This window comes from Pararhodobacter sp., assembly GCF_034676545.1.
Lineage (GTDB): Bacteria > Pseudomonadota > Alphaproteobacteria > Rhodobacterales > Rhodobacteraceae > Pararhodobacter.
Window position 1 is genome coordinate 1,520,107 of sequence record NZ_JAUCBZ010000015.1, and the last position, 19,330, is coordinate 1,539,436.

Genomic DNA, 19,330 nt, shown 5'->3' on the forward strand with positions numbered 1-19,330 from the left:
GTTTTGCGTCTTTAGCCCAGCACCTCGGTGATCGCCTCGGCGGTGACACGGGCGATCTGATCGGCTTCCGGCTTGGTCAGGCACAAAGGCGGGGCGAAACCCAGCAGATCCGCCTGCGGCATCGCGCGGGCAATCACGCCACGCTTGAGCATCGCCGCCACGACCTTTGGTCCGACGCTGCCCATCGGCGCAAAGGAGGCCCGGGTCGCCCGGTCGCTGGTCAGCTCAACGCCGCACAGCATGCCCTCGCCGCGAATATCGCCGACATTGGCGTGGCCGCCGATAGCATCCACCATCGCGCCGCGCAGATAAGCGCCCACAGTCGCGGCATTCTCGACCAGGCCCAAGTCGTCGATCAGCTTGAGGTTGGCAACACCCGCCGCCGCGCCAATCGGGTGCGCCGAATAGGTCCAGCCGTGCCCGAACACGCCGTTTGCGTCGGTTCCCTGACACAGGACATCCCACATGCGCTGGCTGACAATAGACCCGGAGAGCGGCGCATAGGCCGAGGTCAGACCCTTGGCGATGGTGATCAGATCAGGCCGCATCCCGTAGTGATCCGAGCCGAACATGCTGCCGAGGCGACCAAAGGCGGTGATCACCTCGTCGGCAATCAGCAAGATATCGTGACGGTCCAGAACCTTTTGCACGGCCTGCCAATACCCGGCCGGAGGCGGCACGATGCCGCCAGTGCCCAACACGGGTTCGCCGATAAAGGCGGCGATGGTGTCGGCGCCCTCGCGCTCGATGATCGCCTCAAGGTCGGCGATCAGATAGGCGGTGAAATCGGCCTCGGTCATGTCGGCTTCAGGGCGGTGGTAGTAGTGTGGCGCTTTGGCGTGAACGACGCCTGCGAGTGGCAGATCAAACGTCTTGTGGAACAGTTCCAACCCGGTCAGCGAGCCGCTCATCAAGCCAGAGCCGTGATAGCCACGCCACCGGCTGATGATCTTCTTCTTTTTTGGCAGGCCGCGGGTGTTGTTGTAATTCCAGACCAATTTGATGTTTGTCTCATTGGCATCCGAGCCGCCGAGGCCGAAAAACACGCGGGCCATATGATCGGGCGCGCGGTCCATGACCATCTTGGCCAAGGTGATCGACACCTCGGACCCGTGGCCGGCATAGGAATGATAATAGGCCAGTTCATGTGCCTGTTTGGCGATGGCATCGGCGATTTGCGTGCGCCCGTATCCGACATTGACGCAGTACAATCCGGCAAACCCGTCCAGCAGACAATTCCCGTCGCGGTCGATGATATGACTGCCCTCACCGCCGGTGATGATGCGCTGCGGGGCCTCGCCGCGCGCGAATTGCGACAGATGGGTCGACGGATGAAAGAAATTCTCGCGGTCCCATTGGGCGAGCTCGTCATTGGTCAGCATATCGGGCGTCCTTATGATTTTGACGCGAGACTGGGCGAAACCGCGCGAGGGAGCAACCAAATCCGCGAGAGAAGCCAGAGACTTTGACTGCCATTCGACGTTTTTGCAGGTGAAATCACTGCCCGAGCAGCGCCTCGAAAGGTGGGGCGGAGGGGCCTTTGACGGATTTCGTCACGATATAGCTGAAATACCGGGTCAACCCCAGGCGCGCCTCTAGCATCGTGTCGATAAGCTCTTGATACGCCTCGATATCCTTGGTCACCACTTGCAGCAGATAGTCATATCCGCCGCCCAAGGCCCAACAGGCCTGCACCTCGTCGAAATGCTGCATCGCGGCCTCGAAAGCGCGGAAACTGGCGGCGGTATGGTCGGCCAATTCCACGACGACGAAAACCGTCATGCTGGGGCCGAGTTTGCGCAGGTTGAACCGCGCGCCATAGCCGTCGATCAGGCCCGCCTTTTCCAGTTTCGCCAAGCGTTCCCAACACGGCGTGGGCGTCAAGCCGACACGCGCCGCGAGGGCGGTTTTGGTGATCCGCCCGTCCTGAGCCAGCACCCGAAGGATGGCGATATCGCGGGCATCGAGTTTCAGCATGGTCTTTCTGATCAATCGCGCGTCGTTTTCCTTCTATCGTGGCCGGTGCCGGTCTGCCATCCTCGATCTGAGGCAACCGGATCTGCGACATGACGACACTCCTGCAAACCCAGTCCATTTTACAGGACTTGATTTCATACCCGACGATTTCGGCCGACAGCAACCTGGCCTGCATCGGCTATCTGGCCGACCGGTTGGAACGGGCAGGCGCGCGGGTCGAGGTGATTGCCGATGATACCGGCGCGAAAGCAAATCTGTGGGCAACAATCGGGCCGGAGGGGGATGGTGGGATTGTCTTGTCCGGCCATTCCGATGTCGTGCCGGTGGCCGATCAGGATTGGTCCAGCGATCCCTTTGCCCTGACCGAGCGTGACGGCGCGCTGTTCGGGCGTGGCGCGTGCGACATGAAGGGGTTTATCGCGGCCGCGGTGGCGATGGCGCCGGAGTTTGCGGCGCGCAAGCTGTCGCGCCCGGTACATTTTGCCTTTACCTATGACGAAGAAACCGGGTGTCTGGGAGGGCAGGCGCTGGTCGCCTTGCTGCGTGCGCGCGGGCTTCGTCCGGCCATGGCGCTGATCGGCGAGCCGACCGAGATGCGCATTATCGAGGGTCACAAGGGGTGTTGCGAGTATTCGACCCATTTCACCGGGCTGGAGGGGCATGGCTCCACGCCTGACAACGGCGTGAATGCCGTTGAATTTGCGGTGCGCTATGTCGCGCGGTTGCTGATGCTCAAGGATGAATTGCGCCGCCGATGCCCACCGGAAAGCCGGTTCGAGCCGCCCTGGTCCACCATCAACACCGGCGCTCTGATCGGCGGCGTCGCGCATAACGTCATCCCGGGCAAGGCGCGGATTGACTGGGAAATGCGCCCGGTGCAGGCGTCGGATGCGGCATTCGTCCAAGCGGATCTGGAGCGATACTGCGCCGAAACGCTTCTACCGGCGATGCGCGGGATCTACCCGCAAGCCAGTATCCGGACCGAGGTGATCGGCGATGTGGTCGGTCTGGAGCCCATGGCGCAGAACGCGATTCGCGATCTGGTGGCGGAATTGACCGGCGCGAATGAGAGCGACCTCGTACCCTTTGGTACCGAGGCAGGTCTGTTCCAGCAGCTTGGCATGGATGTGATCGTCTGCGGGCCGGGGTCGATTGCGCAAGCGCACAAACCCGATGAATTCGTTACCCTGCGCCAGTTGGATCAATGCCTGAACCTGCTGCGACAACTCGGCGCGCGCGTGGCAGCGACTGGCTAGACGCCAACCCCAGGCCCAAGGCAGGCCATCGGCGCGTTGTTCTGCTCGACTTCGTACAACTCCGTCGACGGCCCATCGAGGCCCTGGAAAATGGCGCGAAGCCCGGTTTCGGTGCGATAGAACTCCCAGCATTGTTCGTTCGCCGGCTCATTCTCGTACAGGAAGCAGATGTTTCCGTTGCGCTCATACCAGACACCATCTTGGCACTGGTCGCCAATGAAGGTCCAACGCACGCGACGATTGGGCAGGTATTGCTCTACACCATACGGGGTTCCGTCAACGTTGTAACTGAGGGTTCTACCCTGCGTGTATTCATCAAAGGATTGCGCATTCATCGGCGTTTCGCTGGCCTCTTGCGCCAAGGCGGGCAGGGCGGTTGCCAGAAGGAACACGGCAAGCGACAGGGACGGCATGGAAACAAGGGCGCGCATGAGAACCTCCGGCAATTTCTGGTGACACCTTGCCAGAGTGCCCGGCGAAGGGCCAGTGCCTAGCCGTCACGATGCCGCGAGACGGCTTCTACCTGCGCCAGACGCGGGTCCATCACACGACGCCAAAGCGGTGGGAACAGCGCCAGAATCGCCATCGCCGGCAGCGGCAATGGCAGCAAAGGGGCTTGCGGCGGCAGGATCAGCTGGGGGTAGGGGCGTGACGGGTGCGCGTGGTGGTCGGAATGCCGGGGTGCGTTCAACATCATTGCCGAGGAATACCACCCGGTTGCATTCCAGCTATGTTGCGGGCCAACCGGCTCGAGGCGGCCATCCGCCAAAACCCTGCGTCTGAGCCCATAGTGTTGGACATAATCCGACACCAGCAATTGCGACTGCGTGTGCGCGGCGAGGATGAGGTAAACCAAGAGCCCGGCCGCGCCAAAGACCAAACCAACCGCAACCAGACAAAGCGCCTCGCCAGCCAGATACCAGCGATAGGGGTTGGTGTAGGTGCCCTTTGAGCGCGCCGACATCGCGCGCTCGGCGGCATAGCCCGCGCGAAAGCTGCCGATCCACGCCCGCGACAAGAAGCGCCAGAACCCTTGGCCGCGCCGCGCGGAATTGGGGTCATCAGGCGTCGCAACATGGATATGGTGCACCAAGCGATGCGCAGAGGTGTGATGCCCAAAAAGAAAGGCAACATACAGGACCTGACCCAGCCGCATGAGGCGTCGGTCGGCACGATGGATCAATTCATGCGCGGCCGGATTGCCGATCTGACCGAAAAACAGGCCAAAGGCGACCAACCCGGCGACCCATTCCACGCCGTGCAACCGCCCTGTCAGCGCCCACAACGCCAGCAATAGATGGCTGATCTGCAAGACCCCCAGAAGCGCCAACAATCCGTCGCCTGCCGGAAACTCACCCTCGGACGGGGCCAGGGCCGCAAGCGCGTCCATGAACAGCCAGAGAAAGGCGATGGAAGCCAGCGCCGCCCATATCCAGACCCCACCCCAAAGCGCCCCGCAAATCAGCAATCCGGCGGGTGTCAACGTGGCAAGGGCGAAGGCAGCAAGGCGCATAGACTCAATCATACAACAGGGAATATCGGACAGAAATGGGCGGTTTGCCGCGCCCCTCTTCCATAAGGCGCCCTCATAGGCTAGCTGCAAGACGTAACTATTCACCTAACTGGCGCAGGAGGTCGGCGTGTCCTTCTTCAACAAACTCAAGGAACGCATGTTCCGCTCGTCCGCGAAACTGGATGAGGGTCTGGATGCCCTGGTAACATCCGCGCCCGTCGCGCCCGAAGACGCGCCCTCCCCCGTACCCGCGCCGACGGTCAAAGAGGCCACGACACCCGCCGCGCCACAGCCCGCGAAATCTGGAATTCTGGCGCGCTTGACCGGGCGCACCGAGGCTCCGCGGCGCGTATTGGACGACGCCATGATCGAGGACCTCGAGGATTTGCTGGTGCAAGCCGACCTTGGGGTTGAAACGGCGCTGAAAGTCACCGCCAATATTGCCGCCTCGCGGTTCGGTCGCAAAGTGACCACCGCCGAGATCAAATCCGCGTTGAACGGCGAAATCACCCGGATCATGACGCCTGTTGCCCGCCCGATGCCGATTTACCCCAAACGCCCGCAGGTTGTTCTGGTGGTCGGGGTCAATGGTGCCGGGAAAACCACGACGATCGGCAAGCTTGCGTCGCAATTTCGTCAGGCGGGGAAAACCGTGATCATCGCGGCGGGCGACACCTTCCGCGCGGCGGCCGTTGAGCAATTGCAGGTCTGGGGTGACCGCGCCGGGGTGCCGGTCATGACTGCCCCCGAAGGCTCGGACCCGGCGTCTCTGGCCTTTGACGCGTTGACCCGTGCGCAAGCCGAAGGCGCGGATTTGTTGCTGATCGACACCGCAGGACGTCTGCAAAACCGCACCGATCTGATGGAGGAACTGGCCAAGATCGTGCGTGTGATCCGCAAGAAAGATCCGACCGCGCCACACAATACCCTGCTGGTCCTCGACGCGACGACGGGTCAAAACGCGCTGACACAGGTCGAGGTCTTCCGGCAGATCGCCGATGTGAGCGGCCTGATCATGACCAAGCTCGATGGAACCGCGCGCGGCGGGGTTCTGGTCGCCTTGGCCGACAAGTTCGGCTTGCCAATTCATGCAATCGGCGTGGGCGAGCAAATCGATGATCTCGCCCCATTTGATCCAGCCGAATTCGCCGCGGCCCTAACCGGAAGCGATATCGCCTAGCCCCGCCGATCACGGCGCCCCATCAGTCCGGGGATGAGGAATACTCAGGCACATCCGGATCAAGCGGTTCCGAGGACCCAAAGGCCAAGTTAATACGATCTGACCGTCGGTAGATCGCCGCAAGACGCACTCGGAGATCGACTTCAGAGTTTTCAGGCCTGAAACCTTGTCAGAACACGCGCCCGTCCTGTCACCCACCGCTTGCCATGTCCTTGGTCTCCGCTCCGAGTTTTCCGGCTCTCAAGAATTGAGAAACGCCGACCGGACCACCGACATGGACAATCAAAGTGTCGGTCTTTGTTCCGAAAAATATCCTGGGGAGTGAATTGGCGAAGCCAAGAGAGGGGCAACGCCCCTTTCCTCTTTTTTCTTAGCGCATGCCAATGCCCAATTGCATGAGCCCCCGCCGAACCGGGGCCAGCGAGTAGAGGGCATGCAGGGTTCCCGCGCGTGCATCGCGCAGGGCGCGGTTTTCGATCATCGACGCTCGATTGAGCGCGCCGACCCCAGCCAGTCGCAGCTTGGCTTCGGGCCAGCGGCGACGATGATACGTATCGAGCATTGGCCGCGTGCCAATCGTGTCGGGTGTTGACAGGTCGAGCAGCGCGGTCAGGTCGCCAAGGCTCATGTTCAGCCCCTGCGCGCCGATTGGCGGCACGACATGCGCGGCCTCGGCCATCAATGCGGTGCGTTGTGCTGTGTAGCGGTCCGCCAGTTGGGTAATGATCGGCCAGACGGTGAGGGGGGTTGCCTGTTTCAGCGCGCCATAGAGGCCGCACGACCGGGTGTTCATCGCGCTTTCAAACTCGGCGTGCGAGAGGGCACGCAGGCGCTCGATCTCTGGCCCCTTGTCCATCCACACCACCGCCGAGCAGGGCTGGCCTTGATGATCTGGCAAGGGCACCAGGGTAAATGGCCCGCCGGTGCGGTGTACCTCGGTCGAGACGTTGTCATGTGGGTCAGGATGCGTGACCGCAAAGGCCAAGGCCTTTTGTCCGTAGCGGGTGGTTTTCACGCCGATTCCCACAGACTTGCGCACGGCGGAATTACGGCCGTCTGCGGCAATCAGGAGTTTTGCGGAAATCTGTGCACCGTCTGAGAGGGTGATCAACGCCTCGGAGTCGCGGGTGAAAACTGCGTGTGTGGCGATGCCCGGCCGGAAATCGACGTTCGGCAACTCGGCGATCCGGGCCACAAATTCACGGCGCAGCAGCCAGTTGGGCAGGTTCCAGCCAAAGGGCTGGCTCGAGACATCGGCGGCGTTGAAATCGTGGCGGATGCGCGCAACGGGTTCTGCGCCGCCCGCGTCAACGATTCGCATGACTTGCAGCGGCATCGCGAAGGGTTCGAGCCTTTGCCACAAGCCAGCGTCGGTCAGGATCGGGATCGAGGGTTGCAAGAACGCCGTGGTGCGAAGATCAGCGCCCGGGGCGGTGCCGTCTGTCACCGGAGGAGCTGGATCAACAATGATCACCGAATACCCGGCCGTCCCGAAGGCGGCGGCGGCGGCGAGCCCGGCCACGCCGCCGCCGGAGATCAGGATATCAACAGATTCGCGCATCAGTCACTCCGATTTTGGTCAACGCTGTTTAGCCCAGCCTTGCGCAAAGTGCGAGACGACAGCGCGCCGCGGTCAGCCCCTTGTGATGGCAACCAGCAATCCCAGAAACAGGATCGAGAAAACCGCGGCCGGGAGGTAAAGCGCGGGCAGGCCCCAAACAACCACGGCGCCCGCCCAAACCAAAAGCAGCACCAGAATGACATAAAGCGGACGATCCGCCCGAGCCCGTTCATTGTCATGGGCTATTGCCGCAAAAAGGCGCGCGCGAATGGTGCGGGTGTTGACGGGGGCAATGATGTCGGCGCTGGCCATGTCGATCTCCGGATTTGAAGTTGTCTCGGAGATATAGATTTTATAGGCGCGCCTCGCCATCGGGCAGAATGCCGCGCCCTGGCATCGTGGCACTTGCGCCCGGGTTCCGAGAGGTCACAAACTGTTCAGGAAACCCGCGAGATCCGTGGTGTGATGATCCACATGCGCAAAGGCGGCGTGTTCCGGGGTGACAAGCACGGTTCGCATCCCCAACGAATGCGGGATTTTCAGATTGCGCATGTCGTCTTCGAACATGGCGGCTCTCTTCGGCGTCAGCCCGTCGCGGGCAAAGACTTTGGCAAAGGCCTCGGCTTGCGGTTTGGGGTGAAAGTCGGCGTCTTCAACACCGTAAACCGCGTCAAACAATCCGTCGAGACCGCGCGCCGAGATAACCCGACGCGCATAGGGGGCCGAACCATTGGTATACACGATGCGCCGTCCCGGCAGACGCTGTAGCGCCTCACGCAATGTGACATCAGGTGACAACACTGAAAAATCAATGTCATGCACCTCGACAAGATAGGGAACCGGATCGACGTCATGATGCTTCATGAGCCCGGCAAGCGTGGTGCCATAGTCGAGCCAGTAGGTCTTGCGCAGGTGATCAGCCTGGCCACTGTCGGCCCCGGTCACACGCATGACAAAATCCGTCATTTTGCGATCAATTTGATCGAAAAGACGCATCTGTGGTGGATACAGCGTATTGTCGAGGTCAAAGACCCACGTCTCGACATGCAGGAAATCGGTGTTTGGCATGTGGATCAGCTATCGCGCCGGCCGATTCGGCGCAAGCGTCGTGATGCTGGACTTTTCGGGGGTGTGTTGTGTTAAGACGGTCCGACGTTCCAGAACAGGCGATAAATCCCTATGAATGAGCCCCGCCAGACCTCGGCCGATGCGTATTCGCTGATTCTTCAGGCGATAGATGATGGCATCTATAGGCCAGGGGATCGTTTGGTGGAATCCGAACTGGCCGAGCGATTCGGGGTATCGCGCACGCCCATTCGAGAGGCGTTGCAGCGACTTGAGACGCAATCTTTGTTGACGCGCGACGGACGGTCGCTGATCGTCGCATCGCTGGATCACAACCAACTGGCCGAACTGTACACCGTGCGCGCCGAGTTGGAGGGGTTGGCTGCCCGGTTGGCGGCCAAACATGCCACCATCGAAGAAGTGCGAGTCTTGCGCGATATGGTCGCGGATGACCTGGCGTTGGTCAACAATCCCAAGGCGTTGAGCCGCGCCAACAAACGATTCCACAAGCAGATTCATCTGGCATCGCACAACCGGTTCCTGGTGCAACAATTGGACCTGGTGCATCGGTCCATGGCGCTGCTGGCGACCACATCTCTGGAGGCGGAAGGTCGTGGGCAAGAGGCGTTGGACGAACACGCGGCGATGGTTGATGCGATTGCGCGCGGCGACGGTGAAGCGGCGGACAACGCCTTGCGCAACCATATCTCGCATGCGTTCGAGACTCGGCTGAAATTGGAATCCGGCGACCGTACGCGCAAGTGAGCACGCGTTTTTACGGGTCGGCGACCGTGTCATGGATCCCGTGGGTCGTCTTGTCCCAGTAAAACGGGCTTGAGATCATTTCCCAGCACCCTTTGTAGGCGGCGACCGCGGCGAGCGGGAAGTAGGCGTGCAGGGTGATTGCCCAGCCCCGCAGGAACCGGTGCTCGGGTGCGCTGAGGGCGATGATGTTGATTGCGAGGCCCGAGACCTCGGCAAGCAGGAAAACACTGGCGATGGCGGGCAGAAACCAGGTGGGCAGGGCCTCGATCAGCGGATGACCAAAGCCAAACAACATGATCCAGAAGCTCCACAAGATCGGCGCCAGGAGAAACTGAATCAAAGTGCCGAGAAATAGCACTTGAATGCCCAGGAAACGCCATGCCCCAAGCTGCATCCACAGCGCTTTTGGGTCCCGCATATGCACCGCGTAGGTCATCGCGTAGCCCTTGAGCCAGCGTGAGCGTTGCTTGATCCAAGGCCAGACCCGACAATTGGCCTCTTCCATGGTCACGGTGTGCAAGAGCTCGGTGCGATAGCCGTGACGCGCCAGCCGGATGCCCAGATCGGCGTCTTCGGTGACGTTATGCGCGTCCCAGCCGCCCAGTTTTTCCAGTAATTCCGTACGGAAAAACAGCGTGGTGCCGCCGAGAGGGACAACCAACCCCAGCTTTTCCAGACCCGGCAGCATGAGCCTGAACCACGCGGCATATTCGATGGTAAAGCAGCGGCTGAGCCAGTTGGTGCGCGGGTTGTAGTAGTCGAGAACGCCCTGAATGCAGGCGAGGTCAGGGCCGGCCTGCGCGAAATGATCCACCACGCGATGAATTTGATCCGCCGCGGGCGCGTCTTCGGCATCGTAGACGCCAACAATCGAACCGCGTGCGAAATTGAGTGCGTAGTTCAAGGCGCGTGGCTTGGTGCGCAGGTCCGAATCAGGCACCGGTATGACGCGCATCCAGTGCGGCAGGGCGCTTCGGGCCAAGGCGTCGCGGGTGAGATAATCGTCCTCTTCGACGACCAGCATCACATCGAGCAACTCGCGTGGGTAATCCAGCGCGCCCAACCGTTTCACCAACCGGGGGGCAATGTTGGGTTCCCGAAACATGGGTACCATGATCGACACCACCGGTTTGCGAACCGGAAAGCGCAGCGTCGTGTCGGGCGGCTGGCGTTCGGCACGAGACTTGGACCGCAATTGCGTTACCGCAGAGGCGATCTTCATGGCGGAGCCGAGGAGCAGGGCCACCACGACAACCCCGAACAACGCCAGAAACGAGGCCAGCGGGGCGATCAGAATTGCGGTGACGAGCATGACAAAAAGCCCCGCCATGATGCGGCTGAACCGTGGGCCATCCCAATCCCGGCAGCTTTCCGAGGCTTTGACACAGGTTTCAGCCATCAACCGCAAGGTGCTTTGGCGCGAATTGATCAAGGCTTGGTGAAGGTTTGTTTCGCTGATAATTCCATAGGTTACCGGCCCAAGAACCGCCTCGAGTTCGGCCCGGTGATCTGCGAATCGATCTGGCGCGGAACAGGCGACCAAGGTGCACGACCCGGCGCGCGCCCACGGTAGGCAACCCATTTGCAAGCATCGCCGGGGGCCGACAAGATCAATCAGGCGCGGGTCCGGGCGGGTATCGTGGGTGTCGATCACGGTGGTGCCGAATTGTTCGGCCAGTGCCGCGATGACCGCACCCTCGGATGCAAGACCATGCGCACGCAGGATATCCCCAAGCCGCGCCTGTTGATGGGTCTGGATTTCAAGGGCGCGCATCAGATCGGGCGCGGTCATCTCCCCATGCCGGAGCAAGATTGCCCCCAGTGGCGCGCGTTTCATCTTTGGCGTCGACGGCATGGCCTGCAGGGGGATAGGCGCCGCATGCCCCTCGCGGAGCGCATCATTGACGCGAAACTGCCTGAGGCTCATGTCCATCCCAATCCATGCCCGTATTATCCGGGCTTGGGATCACTTTGGCGCAAGAATCGTTAACCGATGGTTAACAGGGCCCAGTCACGCGGCTTTTCGTGCCGCCATCGCCGCCGTGAACCGCTCGAACAAATAATAGCTGTCCTGCGGGCCGGGGCTGGCCTCGGGGTGATATTGCACGCTGAACACCGGGCGGTCGGTCATGCGGATCCCGCAATTCGAGCCGTCAAAGAGCGAGACATGGGTTTCCAGAACGCCTTGGGGCAATGTCTGGCTATCCACCGTAAAGCCATGATTCATGGACGTGATTTCGACTTTACCGGTCTCGAGGTCTTTCACCGGGTGGTTCGCACCGTGGTGGCCGTGGTTCATCTTGACGGTCTTGGCCCCCAAAGCCAAAGCCAACATCTGATGTCCCAGACAGATACCGAACACCGGAACTTCGGCGGCCAGCACGCCTTGAATCATCGGCACGGCATAATCACCGGTGGCCGCCGGGTCTCCGGGGCCGTTTGACAGGAACACGCCGTCTGGATTGAGCGCCAGGACATCCTCGGCGGTGGCTGACGCGGGCAGCACGGTCACGTCGCACCCGGCCGAGGCCAGGCAGCGCAGGATGTTGCGTTTCGCGCCGAAATCAATGGCAACGACCTTGTGGACCGGCGCGGTTTGCGGCGCGTAGCCATCGGGCCAGGCCCAACGCATCTGATCCCACCGGTAGCTTTGCGCGCAGGTCACCTCCTTGGCCAGATCGAGCCCCTCAAGGCCGCTCCAGGCGCGGGCGCTGGCAAGCAGAGCGTCGATGTCAAAATTGCCGTCGGGGTCGTGGGCAAGGGCGGCATGTGGTGCGCCCTGCTGGCGAATCGCACGCGTCAGGCGGCGGGTGTCGATGCCGCCGATTCCGATCCGGCCTTGGCGCGACAGCCAGACATGCAGGTCTTCGGTTGCGCGCCAGTTCGAGGGCTCGGTCGGGTCCCATTTCACCACCATCCCCGAGGAGACCGCCTGATCGGCCTCATCATCCTCGGTGTTTACGCCGGTGTTGCCGATATGCGGAAAGGTGAAGGTGACGATCTGCCCGGCATAGGAGGGATCGGTCATGATCTCCTGATAGCCGGTCATGGCGGTGTTAAAGCACAATTCGGCGACGGTCTGGCCAGTCGCCCCAAAGCCGAACCCATAAAAGATGGTCCCATCGGCAAGAACGAGGCAAGCGGTCGGGCGCGGCGACTGTTGGGCTGCGGGCATCGGACGGCTCCTGTCTGAATTTTTCTGTCTCTACGAGGGAAGGCGCGGGGAATCAAGGGTAGGCGTTTGCTTTGGCTATGGTGACGCGTGCAGAAAAAGGCAGCGCAAAAAGCTCAACACGCGTGCGCGAACATGCGATACGGAGGGTGACGCTGTCAGTTGCGGCTGGCATAGACAATATAATAGCAGCGAAAAGCGAGACCAGACCCATGACTCAAACATTCCTTGATTGCCTGTTGATCGGCGCGCCCGTTGATAGTGGCCAAAAAGTACCCGGGTGCTTGATGGGTCCCGCCGCCTATCGCACGGCTGGCATCGCGCGGGTGTTGGAGTCGCTCGGGCATCGGGTCGAGGATCTGGGCGACGTGACACTGCGGATCGGCGCCGAGCCCGCGTGCGACAACCCGGCGATTCACCATCTGGCCGAGACACTGGGTTGGACCGAGGCCTTGGCCAAGGCGGGCCAAGAGGCATCCGCGCGCGGCTTGCCGATCTTCATGGGCGGCGATCACAGTCTGTCTTTGGGGTCGGTGGCCGGGATTGCGGCGTATGCGAAATCGGTCGATCGCCCGCTGTTTGTGTTGTGGCTGGACGCGCATAGCGATTTCCACACGCCGGACACGACGGGTTCAGGCAGCCTGCACGGAACGCCGGTCGCCTATCTGGCCGGGCGGCCTTTTGCGCCGTTTCCGCCCTTCCCGGCGCCGGTGCCGCCACAGAATATCTGCCTGTTCGGCATCCGGTCCGTGGACCCCGCCGAGCACGCGGCGTTGCAGGCCCATGACATTGCCATCAACGATATGCGCGTGTTGGATGAGCAGGGCATCGTCGCCCCGCTACAAGCCTTCCTTGATCGGGTCGAAGAGGCCAATGGCTTGCTGCATGTCTCACTGGATGTGGATTTCATGGACCCGATGGTGGCCCCGGCGGTCGGCACGACGGTGCCCGGTGGCGCGACCTTCCGCGAGGCGCATCTGGTGATGGAGTTGCTGCACGAATCCGGGCTGGTGACCTCGATTGACCTTGTAGAGCTGAACCCGTTTCTCGACGAACGCGGGCGCACGGCGCATCTGATGGTGGACCTGTTGGCCTCGTTGATGGGGCGCAAGGTGTTTGACCGCCCGACGCGCAGTTATCGCGCGCGGTCTTGACGCGTTTTGAGTTCGGCTCAGGCTGAAAAGGACTGGTGATGCGCGCGACGCTTTTGGCAGGTTTGGTGTGTCTGGTGGGCAGCGCCGGGTGGGCGCAAGCGCCCCCGGAAACCGACTGCGACCGGCGGGCCGGGTTGTGGATGATGCCGCGCCTCGACGGAGGCGCGCAGGTCTATGACATTCCGGTGTCTCAGGCTCCGGCAGCGATCGCGGCGTGCGAAGCCGCCGTGGCCGCGTATCCCGAGACCGCCTATTTCGCGGTGCTTTTGGCGCGCGCGCTGATCGTCGCGAACCCTGGCGATCCACGGGCCCTCCGCTTGCTTCGGGCGGCGTCCGAGAGTTTGCCTGCGGTGAGCGCGGCGCAAATTGGTGCGTTGTATGAGCTTGGCCAAGGCGGTCTTGGGGTCTCGGATCGGTCGGCTCGCAGCTTCTATGAACAGGCCTGCCAGCTATGGCCGGACCCCAGCGCACGGCCAGGATGCGCGGCGCATGCGTTGATGGTCATCGAGGGGCGCGGCGGCCCGGCGGATGAGGCGGCCGGCTTTGCGACGCTGTCAGAGTTGTGCCGGTCTGGCTGGCCCATGGCCTGCACCGACATGGCACAGCAGCAGGAATTGCGTGGCTCGGAATCCGAGACGGAAATCGCGGCAACCTTGGGATTTGCGTGTGAGGGTGGCGATTTGCTGGGATGCAGCCTTTTGGGCTTTCGCTATGAAATCGAATTGGGTGTGCCCCGCGACATGGCGCGCGCGCGCTCGCTCTATGCGCTGGCCTGTGACGGCGGCGAGGTTCACGGCTGCGCCAATCTTGGCGAGGTGTATCGCGCAGGCCTTGGTGTGGTGCAGGATATTCCCGAGGCGGCCCGGCTGTTCGGGCTGGCTTGCGACGGCAATGACCCCTTCGCCTGTGTGACCTTGGGTGGAATGCTGGCGGATGGACGGGGCGTTTCGGTGGATATCCCGCGCGCCATCGAGTTGCTCGATCGGGCTTGCTGGCAGGGCGACCCCGAGGCCTGCGACATGGCGGACGGGTTGCGCTGAACGGGTGTGCAGGGGTTGCGGTGCGCCGTGGCAAGGGCTAGGCCCCGCGCCGGATTGATCAAAGGACAGGACATGGCGCGCAAGAAAAAGGGACGTCCGATCTCGGGTTGGCTGGTGGTCGACAAGCCTGCGGGTATCAAATCGACGTCGGTGGTCGGCAAGGTGCGCTGGGCGCTGGACGCGCAAAAGGCGGGCCATGCGGGCACGCTGGACCCGGCGGCGACCGGGGTTCTGGCAATTGCGTTGGGTGAGGCGACCAAGACCGTGCCTTTTGTCACCGACGCCATGAAAGGCTACCGGTTTCTCGTGACATTCGGCGCGGCCACAGACACTGACGACGCCGAGGGCACAGTGATAGAGACTTCGGATATGCGGCCTGGCGACGCGGAAATCGAGGCGGCTCTGGGCGCGTTTCGCGGTCATATCGAACAAGTGCCGCCGCAGTATTCCGCCGTGAAGATCGAGGGCGAGCGCGCCTATGACATCGCGCGCGGTGGCGAGGCGATGGATCTTGCCGCGCGCCCCCTGTTCGTCGAGTCGCTGGAGATGATCGCACGGCCCGATGCCGATCACGCCGAGTTCGAGATGGTTTGCGGCAAGGGCGGTTATGTGCGCTCGATTGCGCGTGACCTGGGGCTGGCGCTGGGCTGTCTAGGCCATGTGGCGTGGTTGCGCCGGGAATGGTCCGGGCCGTTTGTCGCCGCCGAAGGCCTGACGTTGGAACAGATCGAGGCAATGGCCCGCACGCCCGAATTGGAGGCGCATCTGCTGCCGTTGCAGGTGGCACTGGCGGACCTGCCCGAGATGATCCTGGCCCCGGACGGTGCAGTGCGGCTGAAAAACGGCAATCCGGGCCGGGTTTTGGCAGGGGATGCCGCACCCGGCGATCAGGCCTGGGGCAGCTATGAGGGGCAACCCGTGGCGGTGGGCACCTACATTGGCGGCGAATTGCACCCCAACCGGGTGTTCAACCTGTGACGTGACATGCGGTCGCTCTGGACGCTGGGCGCGGGCGGTGATTAACTCGCGCAACAGTTTACGGAGGGGCTCATGGCAATCGCAACAAACATCCGCACATGGTTCAATGGCCAGTGGCACAACGGCGACGTGCCGGTGATGCGCGCCGCCGATCATGGCGCATGGCTGGGCACGACGGTGTTTGACGGCGCACGCCTGTTCAACGGCAAAACGCCCGATCTGGACAAGCATTGCGCCCGAATCAACAATTCGGCGCGCGCGTTGATGATCAATCCCACGGTCGAGGCCGCCAAGATGGTCGAGATCGTGCGCGAGGGGTTGGAGGGCTTCGCCGACGAAGTTTACATTCGCCCGATGTATTGGGGGATTGACGCGGGGCCTCTGGGCGTCGTGCCAACCCAGGACGCGACCGGATTCTGCATTTGCCTCGAAGAAATCCCGATGGCCCCGGCCGATGCCAGCACAACCCTGACCACCACGCGTTTTCGCCGCCCGACGTTGGAAGTGGCGGTGGTCAATGCCAAAGCCGGGTGCCTGTATCCGAACAACGCGCGGATGTTGGCCGAGGCCAATGCCAAGGGCTTTGGCAACGCGCTGGTCTGTGACAGTCAGGGCAACGTGGCGGAAACCGCCAGTGCCAACGTGTTCATGGTCAAGGATGGCGAGGTGTTCACCCCGATCGCCAACGGCACCTTTCTGGCGGGGATCACCCGCGCGCGGCATATGGAGAATATGTCCGGCGACGGGATGAAGGTCCATGAAACGGTGCTGACGCTGGATGATTTCCGCGATGCCGATGAGGTGTTCCTGTCGGGCAATATGTCCAAGGTGACGCCGGTGACGGCGTTCGATGATCGCCAATATCAGGTCGGCCCGGTCACCCGCCGCGTGCGCGAGATGTATTGGGATTGGGCGGCGAGTACCGTGTGATCGCCGAGTCTGACCCTGATCCGAAACCGGAATCGGCGCTGCGACGCGAGATTCGGTTGCTCTATGAGGGCCGGAGCAAACGCGCGAAACGGTTTCGCTATGCGTTGATCGCGTTCGATGCACTCAGCATCGGATTTTTCGTGATCGCCGCAGCCTTGCCGGAAACAAGCCGGTTGACGATTGTCAGTTCGGTGCTGGGGATCCTGATCCTGTGCGATTTTCTGGCACGGCTCTGGATCGCGACAAATCGCATGGCGATGCTGCGCCGGGTGCACACCCTGGCCGACATCGTCGTGCTTGTGGCGCTGCTGATTGGCCCGCTGGTCACACAAGATATCGCATTCTTAAGAATTCTCAGGGGCTTACGCCTTCTCCATTCGTATCACCTGATCCGCGATCTGCGCCGGGACAGCAAATTCTTCCGCAAATACGAAGACATGGTTTTGGCAGCCGTCAACCTGTTTGTGTTCATTTTCGTGACCACGTCGCTGGCCTTTGCGCTGTTCTTTGATCCGCATACCGGCCCGGCGGCCTATGTCGATGCGCTTTATTTCACCGTCGCGACCCTGACCACCACGGGTTATGGCGACATCACTTTGGTCAGTCCGGGGGGCAAGATATTCTCGGTGCTGGTGATGGTGATCGGCGTCGCCCTGTTCGTGCAACTGGCGCGGGCGATGTTTCAGCCCAGCAAGGTGAAATATGACTGCCCGGAATGCGGGTTGAGCCGCCATGACCCCGATGCCGTGCATTGCAAGCATTGCGGCGGGCCGGTGAAGATTCCGACGGATGGGTTTGGCGACTGAACGGCCGCGTGTTTGCTAGACAGGCTGGCGACCTTGCGCCATTATGCCGACCGAATTGGAGAGAATAATGCGCAAATTTCTAGTGGTTCTGGATGACAGCCGCGAATGTCTCAATGCGATTCGCTTTGCCGCGCTGCGGGCGTCGGCGACGGGAGGGGGCGTTCAAATCCTGTCGATCATCCCGCCCGAGGAGTTTCAGCACTGGATGGGCGTCGCGGATCTGATGCGCGAAGAGGCGCGCGAGCGGATCGAGGCGCATTTCGAGGTGTTTGCCAAATGGATGCGCGACAAGCACGCGATCGAGCCCGAGCTGGTGATCCGTGAGGGGCAGCCGGTCGATGAAATCCTTGGCCAGATCGAGGATGATCCGGATATCGGCATTCTGGTGTTGGGCGCGGGGGATGATCGGACCGGGCCGGGGCCGTTGGTCAGTCAGTTGACGAAATCCTCAGGCGCGCTGTCGGTGCCGATTACCATCGTGCCCGGTGCCTTGTCGAAAGAACGCATGGAGTCGATTGCCTGACGGGCAATCCACTCTGATCCAGCGGTCATTCGCTGGCGCGGTGGCTTTCAAACCGCAGGCCAACGGCGGTGCCCTGCTGGAACCCGGCCCATGCGGTGTGATCGGCGGTTTGTTGGCCGTTCTCAACGGCCCATTGCCCCTCATTGGCGTTTTCGATCACGTCAAGAAAGCGCGCGCGATCCGTCATGCCACGCAGTCGCAGATCGAGGAAGGCCAGGACAAAATGCTGCGCGATCTCGTTCATGCGCAGGGTGTCCCAGACCGGATCGGCGTAATGGGCAAAGGGCGCCCAGCCCAGGGTTTCAGATATGGCGTAACTCTCTGCCGGGGCCGGAATCGGGGCGGCGGCGTTGTGGCCCGCGTTCTCATAGGTCAACAGATGGCGGTCGGTGTTCACCGCGCCGTCAAAGATCGTGCGGATCGCATCGTAACCAGAGATCGTATCCATGCTGCCGGCGATCAACAGGGTGGGCACGCGCAGCCCCGCCAGTCCGGCCGCATCCCACAAACCACTGTTCATACCCCAGGGGCCAATCGCGACAGTGGCGCGGACGCGGGGATCGGGCAAGGCTTCGTGGGTGTCGGAGCCAGCAACATGGGCGGCCAGCAGGCCTTGTGGCGGCGCAAAGGGAGAATCGACCATGCTTGCGACCAAGCCAGCACCTGAGAAAACCAACGCGCCATAGCCACCCATCGAATAGCCGATCACGCCGACGGCCTCGGTACTGACCAGATCGGCAAGGCTGGCATCCGCTTCCATCGCGTTGAGTGCGAAGGCCTGATCCAGCGGGCGGTTGTACAAGGTCGAACCGAATGCCGCCTGATCCGCATAGGTACTGTCGGTGTGGTCCAGTGCCAGAACGGCATAGCCATGCGTGGCCAGATGTTCGGCGAGATGCGCCATCAACACGCGGTTGCCGGGATAGCCATGGCTGATCACGACCAAGGGAAACGGGCCCGAGTCCGACGGGGTAGCGTTGCGCGCGGCCTGTCCGTGCAGGGCGGTTGGTGTCACACCATCGCGCAACACCGTCTCATAGGTGCCACCGGGCGTGGTATCTGCCGCCGCCGGATACCAGAATTCGGCCAACATGGTCCGTGGGCCCCTGACAAGCGCGTCGGTCGAGGCCAGAACATCCGGGCGATCCGGGTCGGTCAGGGTCAGGGTGCGCACACCGATGACATGCGCACCATTGGCCGCAAGCTCTGGGGCATCTGGACGCGAGGCATCCACGCGGTTCTCGGCCATAAGGGGTCCTGTTGTCAGCGTCAAAGCCAAAGCCCATGCCATCATGGATCGAGTGTGCATGTTTGGTCCTCCTGATTGTCAGCGGCAAGCGTATTGTGCTTTTACGCCGAAACAACCCTGCCTGATGGTTGCCGTGGCGGTGAACGCTGGGTAAACGCTGT

At 62.0% G+C, this 19,330-nt stretch carries 19 protein-coding genes; 9 read left to right on the top strand and 10 right to left on the bottom strand.

What is annotated here, in order from left to right; translation table 11 throughout:
* Window positions 1-11: 11 nt before the first annotated feature.
* Both VDQ28_RS10900 and VDQ28_RS10905 read right to left on the bottom strand, forming a co-directional pair.
* Window positions 12-1,382, bottom strand: a complete 1,371-nt coding sequence (locus VDQ28_RS10900) for an aminotransferase class III-fold pyridoxal phosphate-dependent enzyme (protein WP_323035962.1) — start codon at window positions 1,380-1,382, stop codon at window positions 12-14.
* 115 nt (window positions 1,383-1,497) lie between these two features.
* Entirely contained in the window at window positions 1,498-1,974 is a 477-nt protein-coding gene (locus tag VDQ28_RS10905) for an Lrp/AsnC family transcriptional regulator (protein ID WP_323038108.1), read from the bottom strand.
* Between the two features lie 92 nt (window positions 1,975-2,066).
* On the opposite strand from VDQ28_RS10905, the gene argE reads away from it, so the two are divergent.
* The gene (argE, locus tag VDQ28_RS10910; RefSeq protein ID WP_323035963.1) at window positions 2,067-3,233 is read left to right on the top strand and encodes an acetylornithine deacetylase; all 1,167 of its coding nucleotides are present in this window, start codon (window positions 2,067-2,069) and stop codon (window positions 3,231-3,233) included.
* On the opposite strand, the gene VDQ28_RS10915 is transcribed toward argE, so the two are convergent.
* Both VDQ28_RS10915 and VDQ28_RS10920 read right to left on the bottom strand, forming a co-directional pair.
* Window positions 3,230-3,664: a hypothetical protein gene (locus VDQ28_RS10915; RefSeq protein ID WP_323035964.1), complete on the bottom strand. Its 435-nt coding sequence runs from the start codon at window positions 3,662-3,664 to the stop codon at window positions 3,230-3,232. The two genes, argE and VDQ28_RS10915, sit on opposite strands and share 4 nt — an antisense overlap.
* Window positions 3,665-3,723: 59 nt before the next feature.
* Window positions 3,724-4,746: an alkane 1-monooxygenase gene (locus VDQ28_RS10920; RefSeq protein WP_323035965.1), complete on the bottom strand. Its 1,023-nt coding sequence runs from the start codon at window positions 4,744-4,746 to the stop codon at window positions 3,724-3,726.
* Window positions 4,747-4,873: 127 nt separating this feature from the next.
* Here VDQ28_RS10920 and ftsY point away from each other — a divergent pair, with 127 nt between their 5' ends.
* On the top strand, window positions 4,874-5,926 hold the full coding sequence (ftsY, locus tag VDQ28_RS10925; protein ID WP_323035966.1) for a signal recognition particle-docking protein FtsY: 1,053 nt from the start codon (window positions 4,874-4,876) through the stop codon (window positions 5,924-5,926).
* 370 nt (window positions 5,927-6,296) lie between these two features.
* Here ftsY and VDQ28_RS10930 read toward each other — a convergent pair whose 3' ends face one another.
* The 3 genes from VDQ28_RS10930 to VDQ28_RS10940 all read right to left on the bottom strand — a co-directional run bounded on the left by VDQ28_RS10930 (window position 6,297) and on the right by VDQ28_RS10940 (window position 8,555).
* Complete coding sequence (locus VDQ28_RS10930; protein ID WP_323035967.1) at window positions 6,297-7,487, bottom strand: UbiH/UbiF family hydroxylase; 1,191 nt, start codon at window positions 7,485-7,487, stop codon at window positions 6,297-6,299.
* A gap of 72 nt (window positions 7,488-7,559) precedes the next feature.
* Entirely contained in the window at window positions 7,560-7,799 is a 240-nt protein-coding gene (locus VDQ28_RS10935) for a hypothetical protein (protein WP_323035968.1), read from the bottom strand.
* A gap of 114 nt (window positions 7,800-7,913) precedes the next feature.
* Entirely contained in the window at window positions 7,914-8,555 is a 642-nt protein-coding gene (locus VDQ28_RS10940; RefSeq protein WP_323035969.1) for a pyrimidine 5'-nucleotidase, read from the bottom strand.
* 111 nt (window positions 8,556-8,666) lie between these two features.
* Here VDQ28_RS10940 and VDQ28_RS10945 point away from each other — a divergent pair, with 111 nt between their 5' ends.
* Entirely contained in the window at window positions 8,667-9,317 is a 651-nt protein-coding gene (locus VDQ28_RS10945) for a GntR family transcriptional regulator (RefSeq protein ID WP_323035970.1), read from the top strand.
* 10 nt (window positions 9,318-9,327) lie between these two features.
* Here VDQ28_RS10945 and VDQ28_RS10950 read toward each other — a convergent pair whose 3' ends face one another.
* Together VDQ28_RS10950 and carA are read right to left on the bottom strand one after the other, a co-directional pair.
* On the bottom strand, window positions 9,328-11,109 hold the full coding sequence (locus VDQ28_RS10950; RefSeq protein ID WP_323035971.1) for a glycosyltransferase family 2 protein: 1,782 nt from the start codon (window positions 11,107-11,109) through the stop codon (window positions 9,328-9,330).
* 219 nt (window positions 11,110-11,328) lie between these two features.
* Entirely contained in the window at window positions 11,329-12,492 is a 1,164-nt protein-coding gene (gene carA / locus VDQ28_RS10955) for a glutamine-hydrolyzing carbamoyl-phosphate synthase small subunit (protein WP_323035972.1), read from the bottom strand.
* Between the two features lie 209 nt (window positions 12,493-12,701).
* Here carA and rocF point away from each other — a divergent pair, with 209 nt between their 5' ends.
* From rocF to VDQ28_RS10985, 6 genes are all read left to right on the top strand, one after another.
* Window positions 12,702-13,643 (top strand): arginase, encoded by a 942-nt coding sequence (gene rocF / locus VDQ28_RS10960; RefSeq protein WP_323035973.1) that lies wholly within the window; start codon window positions 12,702-12,704, stop codon window positions 13,641-13,643.
* 38 nt (window positions 13,644-13,681) lie between these two features.
* Complete coding sequence (locus tag VDQ28_RS10965; RefSeq protein ID WP_323035974.1) at window positions 13,682-14,683, top strand: tetratricopeptide repeat protein; 1,002 nt, start codon at window positions 13,682-13,684, stop codon at window positions 14,681-14,683.
* Window positions 14,684-14,755: 72 nt separating this feature from the next.
* Window positions 14,756-15,661 (top strand): tRNA pseudouridine(55) synthase TruB, encoded by a 906-nt coding sequence (gene truB, locus VDQ28_RS10970; protein ID WP_323035975.1) that lies wholly within the window; start codon window positions 14,756-14,758, stop codon window positions 15,659-15,661.
* A gap of 72 nt (window positions 15,662-15,733) precedes the next feature.
* Window positions 15,734-16,591, top strand: coding sequence for a branched-chain amino acid aminotransferase (locus VDQ28_RS10975; RefSeq protein ID WP_323035976.1), 858 nt, complete (start codon window positions 15,734-15,736; stop codon window positions 16,589-16,591).
* Window positions 16,588-17,397 carry a potassium channel family protein gene (locus tag VDQ28_RS10980; protein ID WP_323035977.1) on the top strand — a complete coding sequence of 270 codons (810 nt, stop codon included), beginning with the start codon at window positions 16,588-16,590 and terminating at the stop codon, window positions 17,395-17,397. The genes VDQ28_RS10975 and VDQ28_RS10980 overlap by 4 nt, the downstream gene beginning before the upstream one ends.
* 67 nt (window positions 17,398-17,464) lie before the next feature.
* Window positions 17,465-17,920, top strand: a complete 456-nt coding sequence (locus VDQ28_RS10985; RefSeq protein WP_323035978.1) for a universal stress protein — start codon at window positions 17,465-17,467, stop codon at window positions 17,918-17,920.
* A 25-nt stretch (window positions 17,921-17,945) separates the two neighbouring features.
* Here the strand turns inward: VDQ28_RS10985 and VDQ28_RS10990 are convergent, their stop codons facing one another.
* Window positions 17,946-19,229 (bottom strand): alpha/beta hydrolase family protein, encoded by a 1,284-nt coding sequence (locus VDQ28_RS10990; RefSeq protein ID WP_323035979.1) that lies wholly within the window; start codon window positions 19,227-19,229, stop codon window positions 17,946-17,948.
* Window positions 19,230-19,330: the final 101 nt, after the last annotated feature.

Bases quoted from the DNA above. Each gene is read 5' to 3' on its own strand.
- VDQ28_RS10900 (WP_323035962.1), bottom strand. From the start codon at position 1,382: ATGCTGACCAATGACGAGCTCGCCCAATGGGACCGCGAGAATTTCTTT.
- argE (WP_323035963.1), top strand. From the start codon at position 2,067: ATGACGACACTCCTGCAAACCCAGTCCATTTTACAGGACTTGATTTCA.
- VDQ28_RS10915 (WP_323035964.1), bottom strand. From the start codon at position 3,664: ATGCGCGCCCTTGTTTCCATGCCGTCCCTGTCGCTTGCCGTGTTCCTT.
- VDQ28_RS10920 (WP_323035965.1), bottom strand. From the start codon at position 4,746: ATGCGCCTTGCTGCCTTCGCCCTTGCCACGTTGACACCCGCCGGATTG.
- VDQ28_RS10930 (WP_323035967.1), bottom strand. From the start codon at position 7,487: ATGCGCGAATCTGTTGATATCCTGATCTCCGGCGGCGGCGTGGCCGGG.
- VDQ28_RS10935 (WP_323035968.1), bottom strand. From the start codon at position 7,799: ATGGCCAGCGCCGACATCATTGCCCCCGTCAACACCCGCACCATTCGC.
- VDQ28_RS10940 (WP_323035969.1), bottom strand. From the start codon at position 8,555: ATGCCAAACACCGATTTCCTGCATGTCGAGACGTGGGTCTTTGACCTC.
- VDQ28_RS10945 (WP_323035970.1), top strand. From the start codon at position 8,667: ATGAATGAGCCCCGCCAGACCTCGGCCGATGCGTATTCGCTGATTCTT.
- VDQ28_RS10950 (WP_323035971.1), bottom strand. From the start codon at position 11,109: ATGACCGCGCCCGATCTGATGCGCGCCCTTGAAATCCAGACCCATCAA.
- carA (WP_323035972.1), bottom strand. From the start codon at position 12,492: ATGCCCGCAGCCCAACAGTCGCCGCGCCCGACCGCTTGCCTCGTTCTT.
- rocF (WP_323035973.1), top strand. From the start codon at position 12,702: ATGACTCAAACATTCCTTGATTGCCTGTTGATCGGCGCGCCCGTTGAT.
- VDQ28_RS10965 (WP_323035974.1), top strand. From the start codon at position 13,682: ATGCGCGCGACGCTTTTGGCAGGTTTGGTGTGTCTGGTGGGCAGCGCC.
- truB (WP_323035975.1), top strand. From the start codon at position 14,756: ATGGCGCGCAAGAAAAAGGGACGTCCGATCTCGGGTTGGCTGGTGGTC.
- VDQ28_RS10975 (WP_323035976.1), top strand. From the start codon at position 15,734: ATGGCAATCGCAACAAACATCCGCACATGGTTCAATGGCCAGTGGCAC.
- VDQ28_RS10985 (WP_323035978.1), top strand. From the start codon at position 17,465: ATGCGCAAATTTCTAGTGGTTCTGGATGACAGCCGCGAATGTCTCAAT.
- VDQ28_RS10990 (WP_323035979.1), bottom strand. From the start codon at position 19,229: ATGCACACTCGATCCATGATGGCATGGGCTTTGGCTTTGACGCTGACA.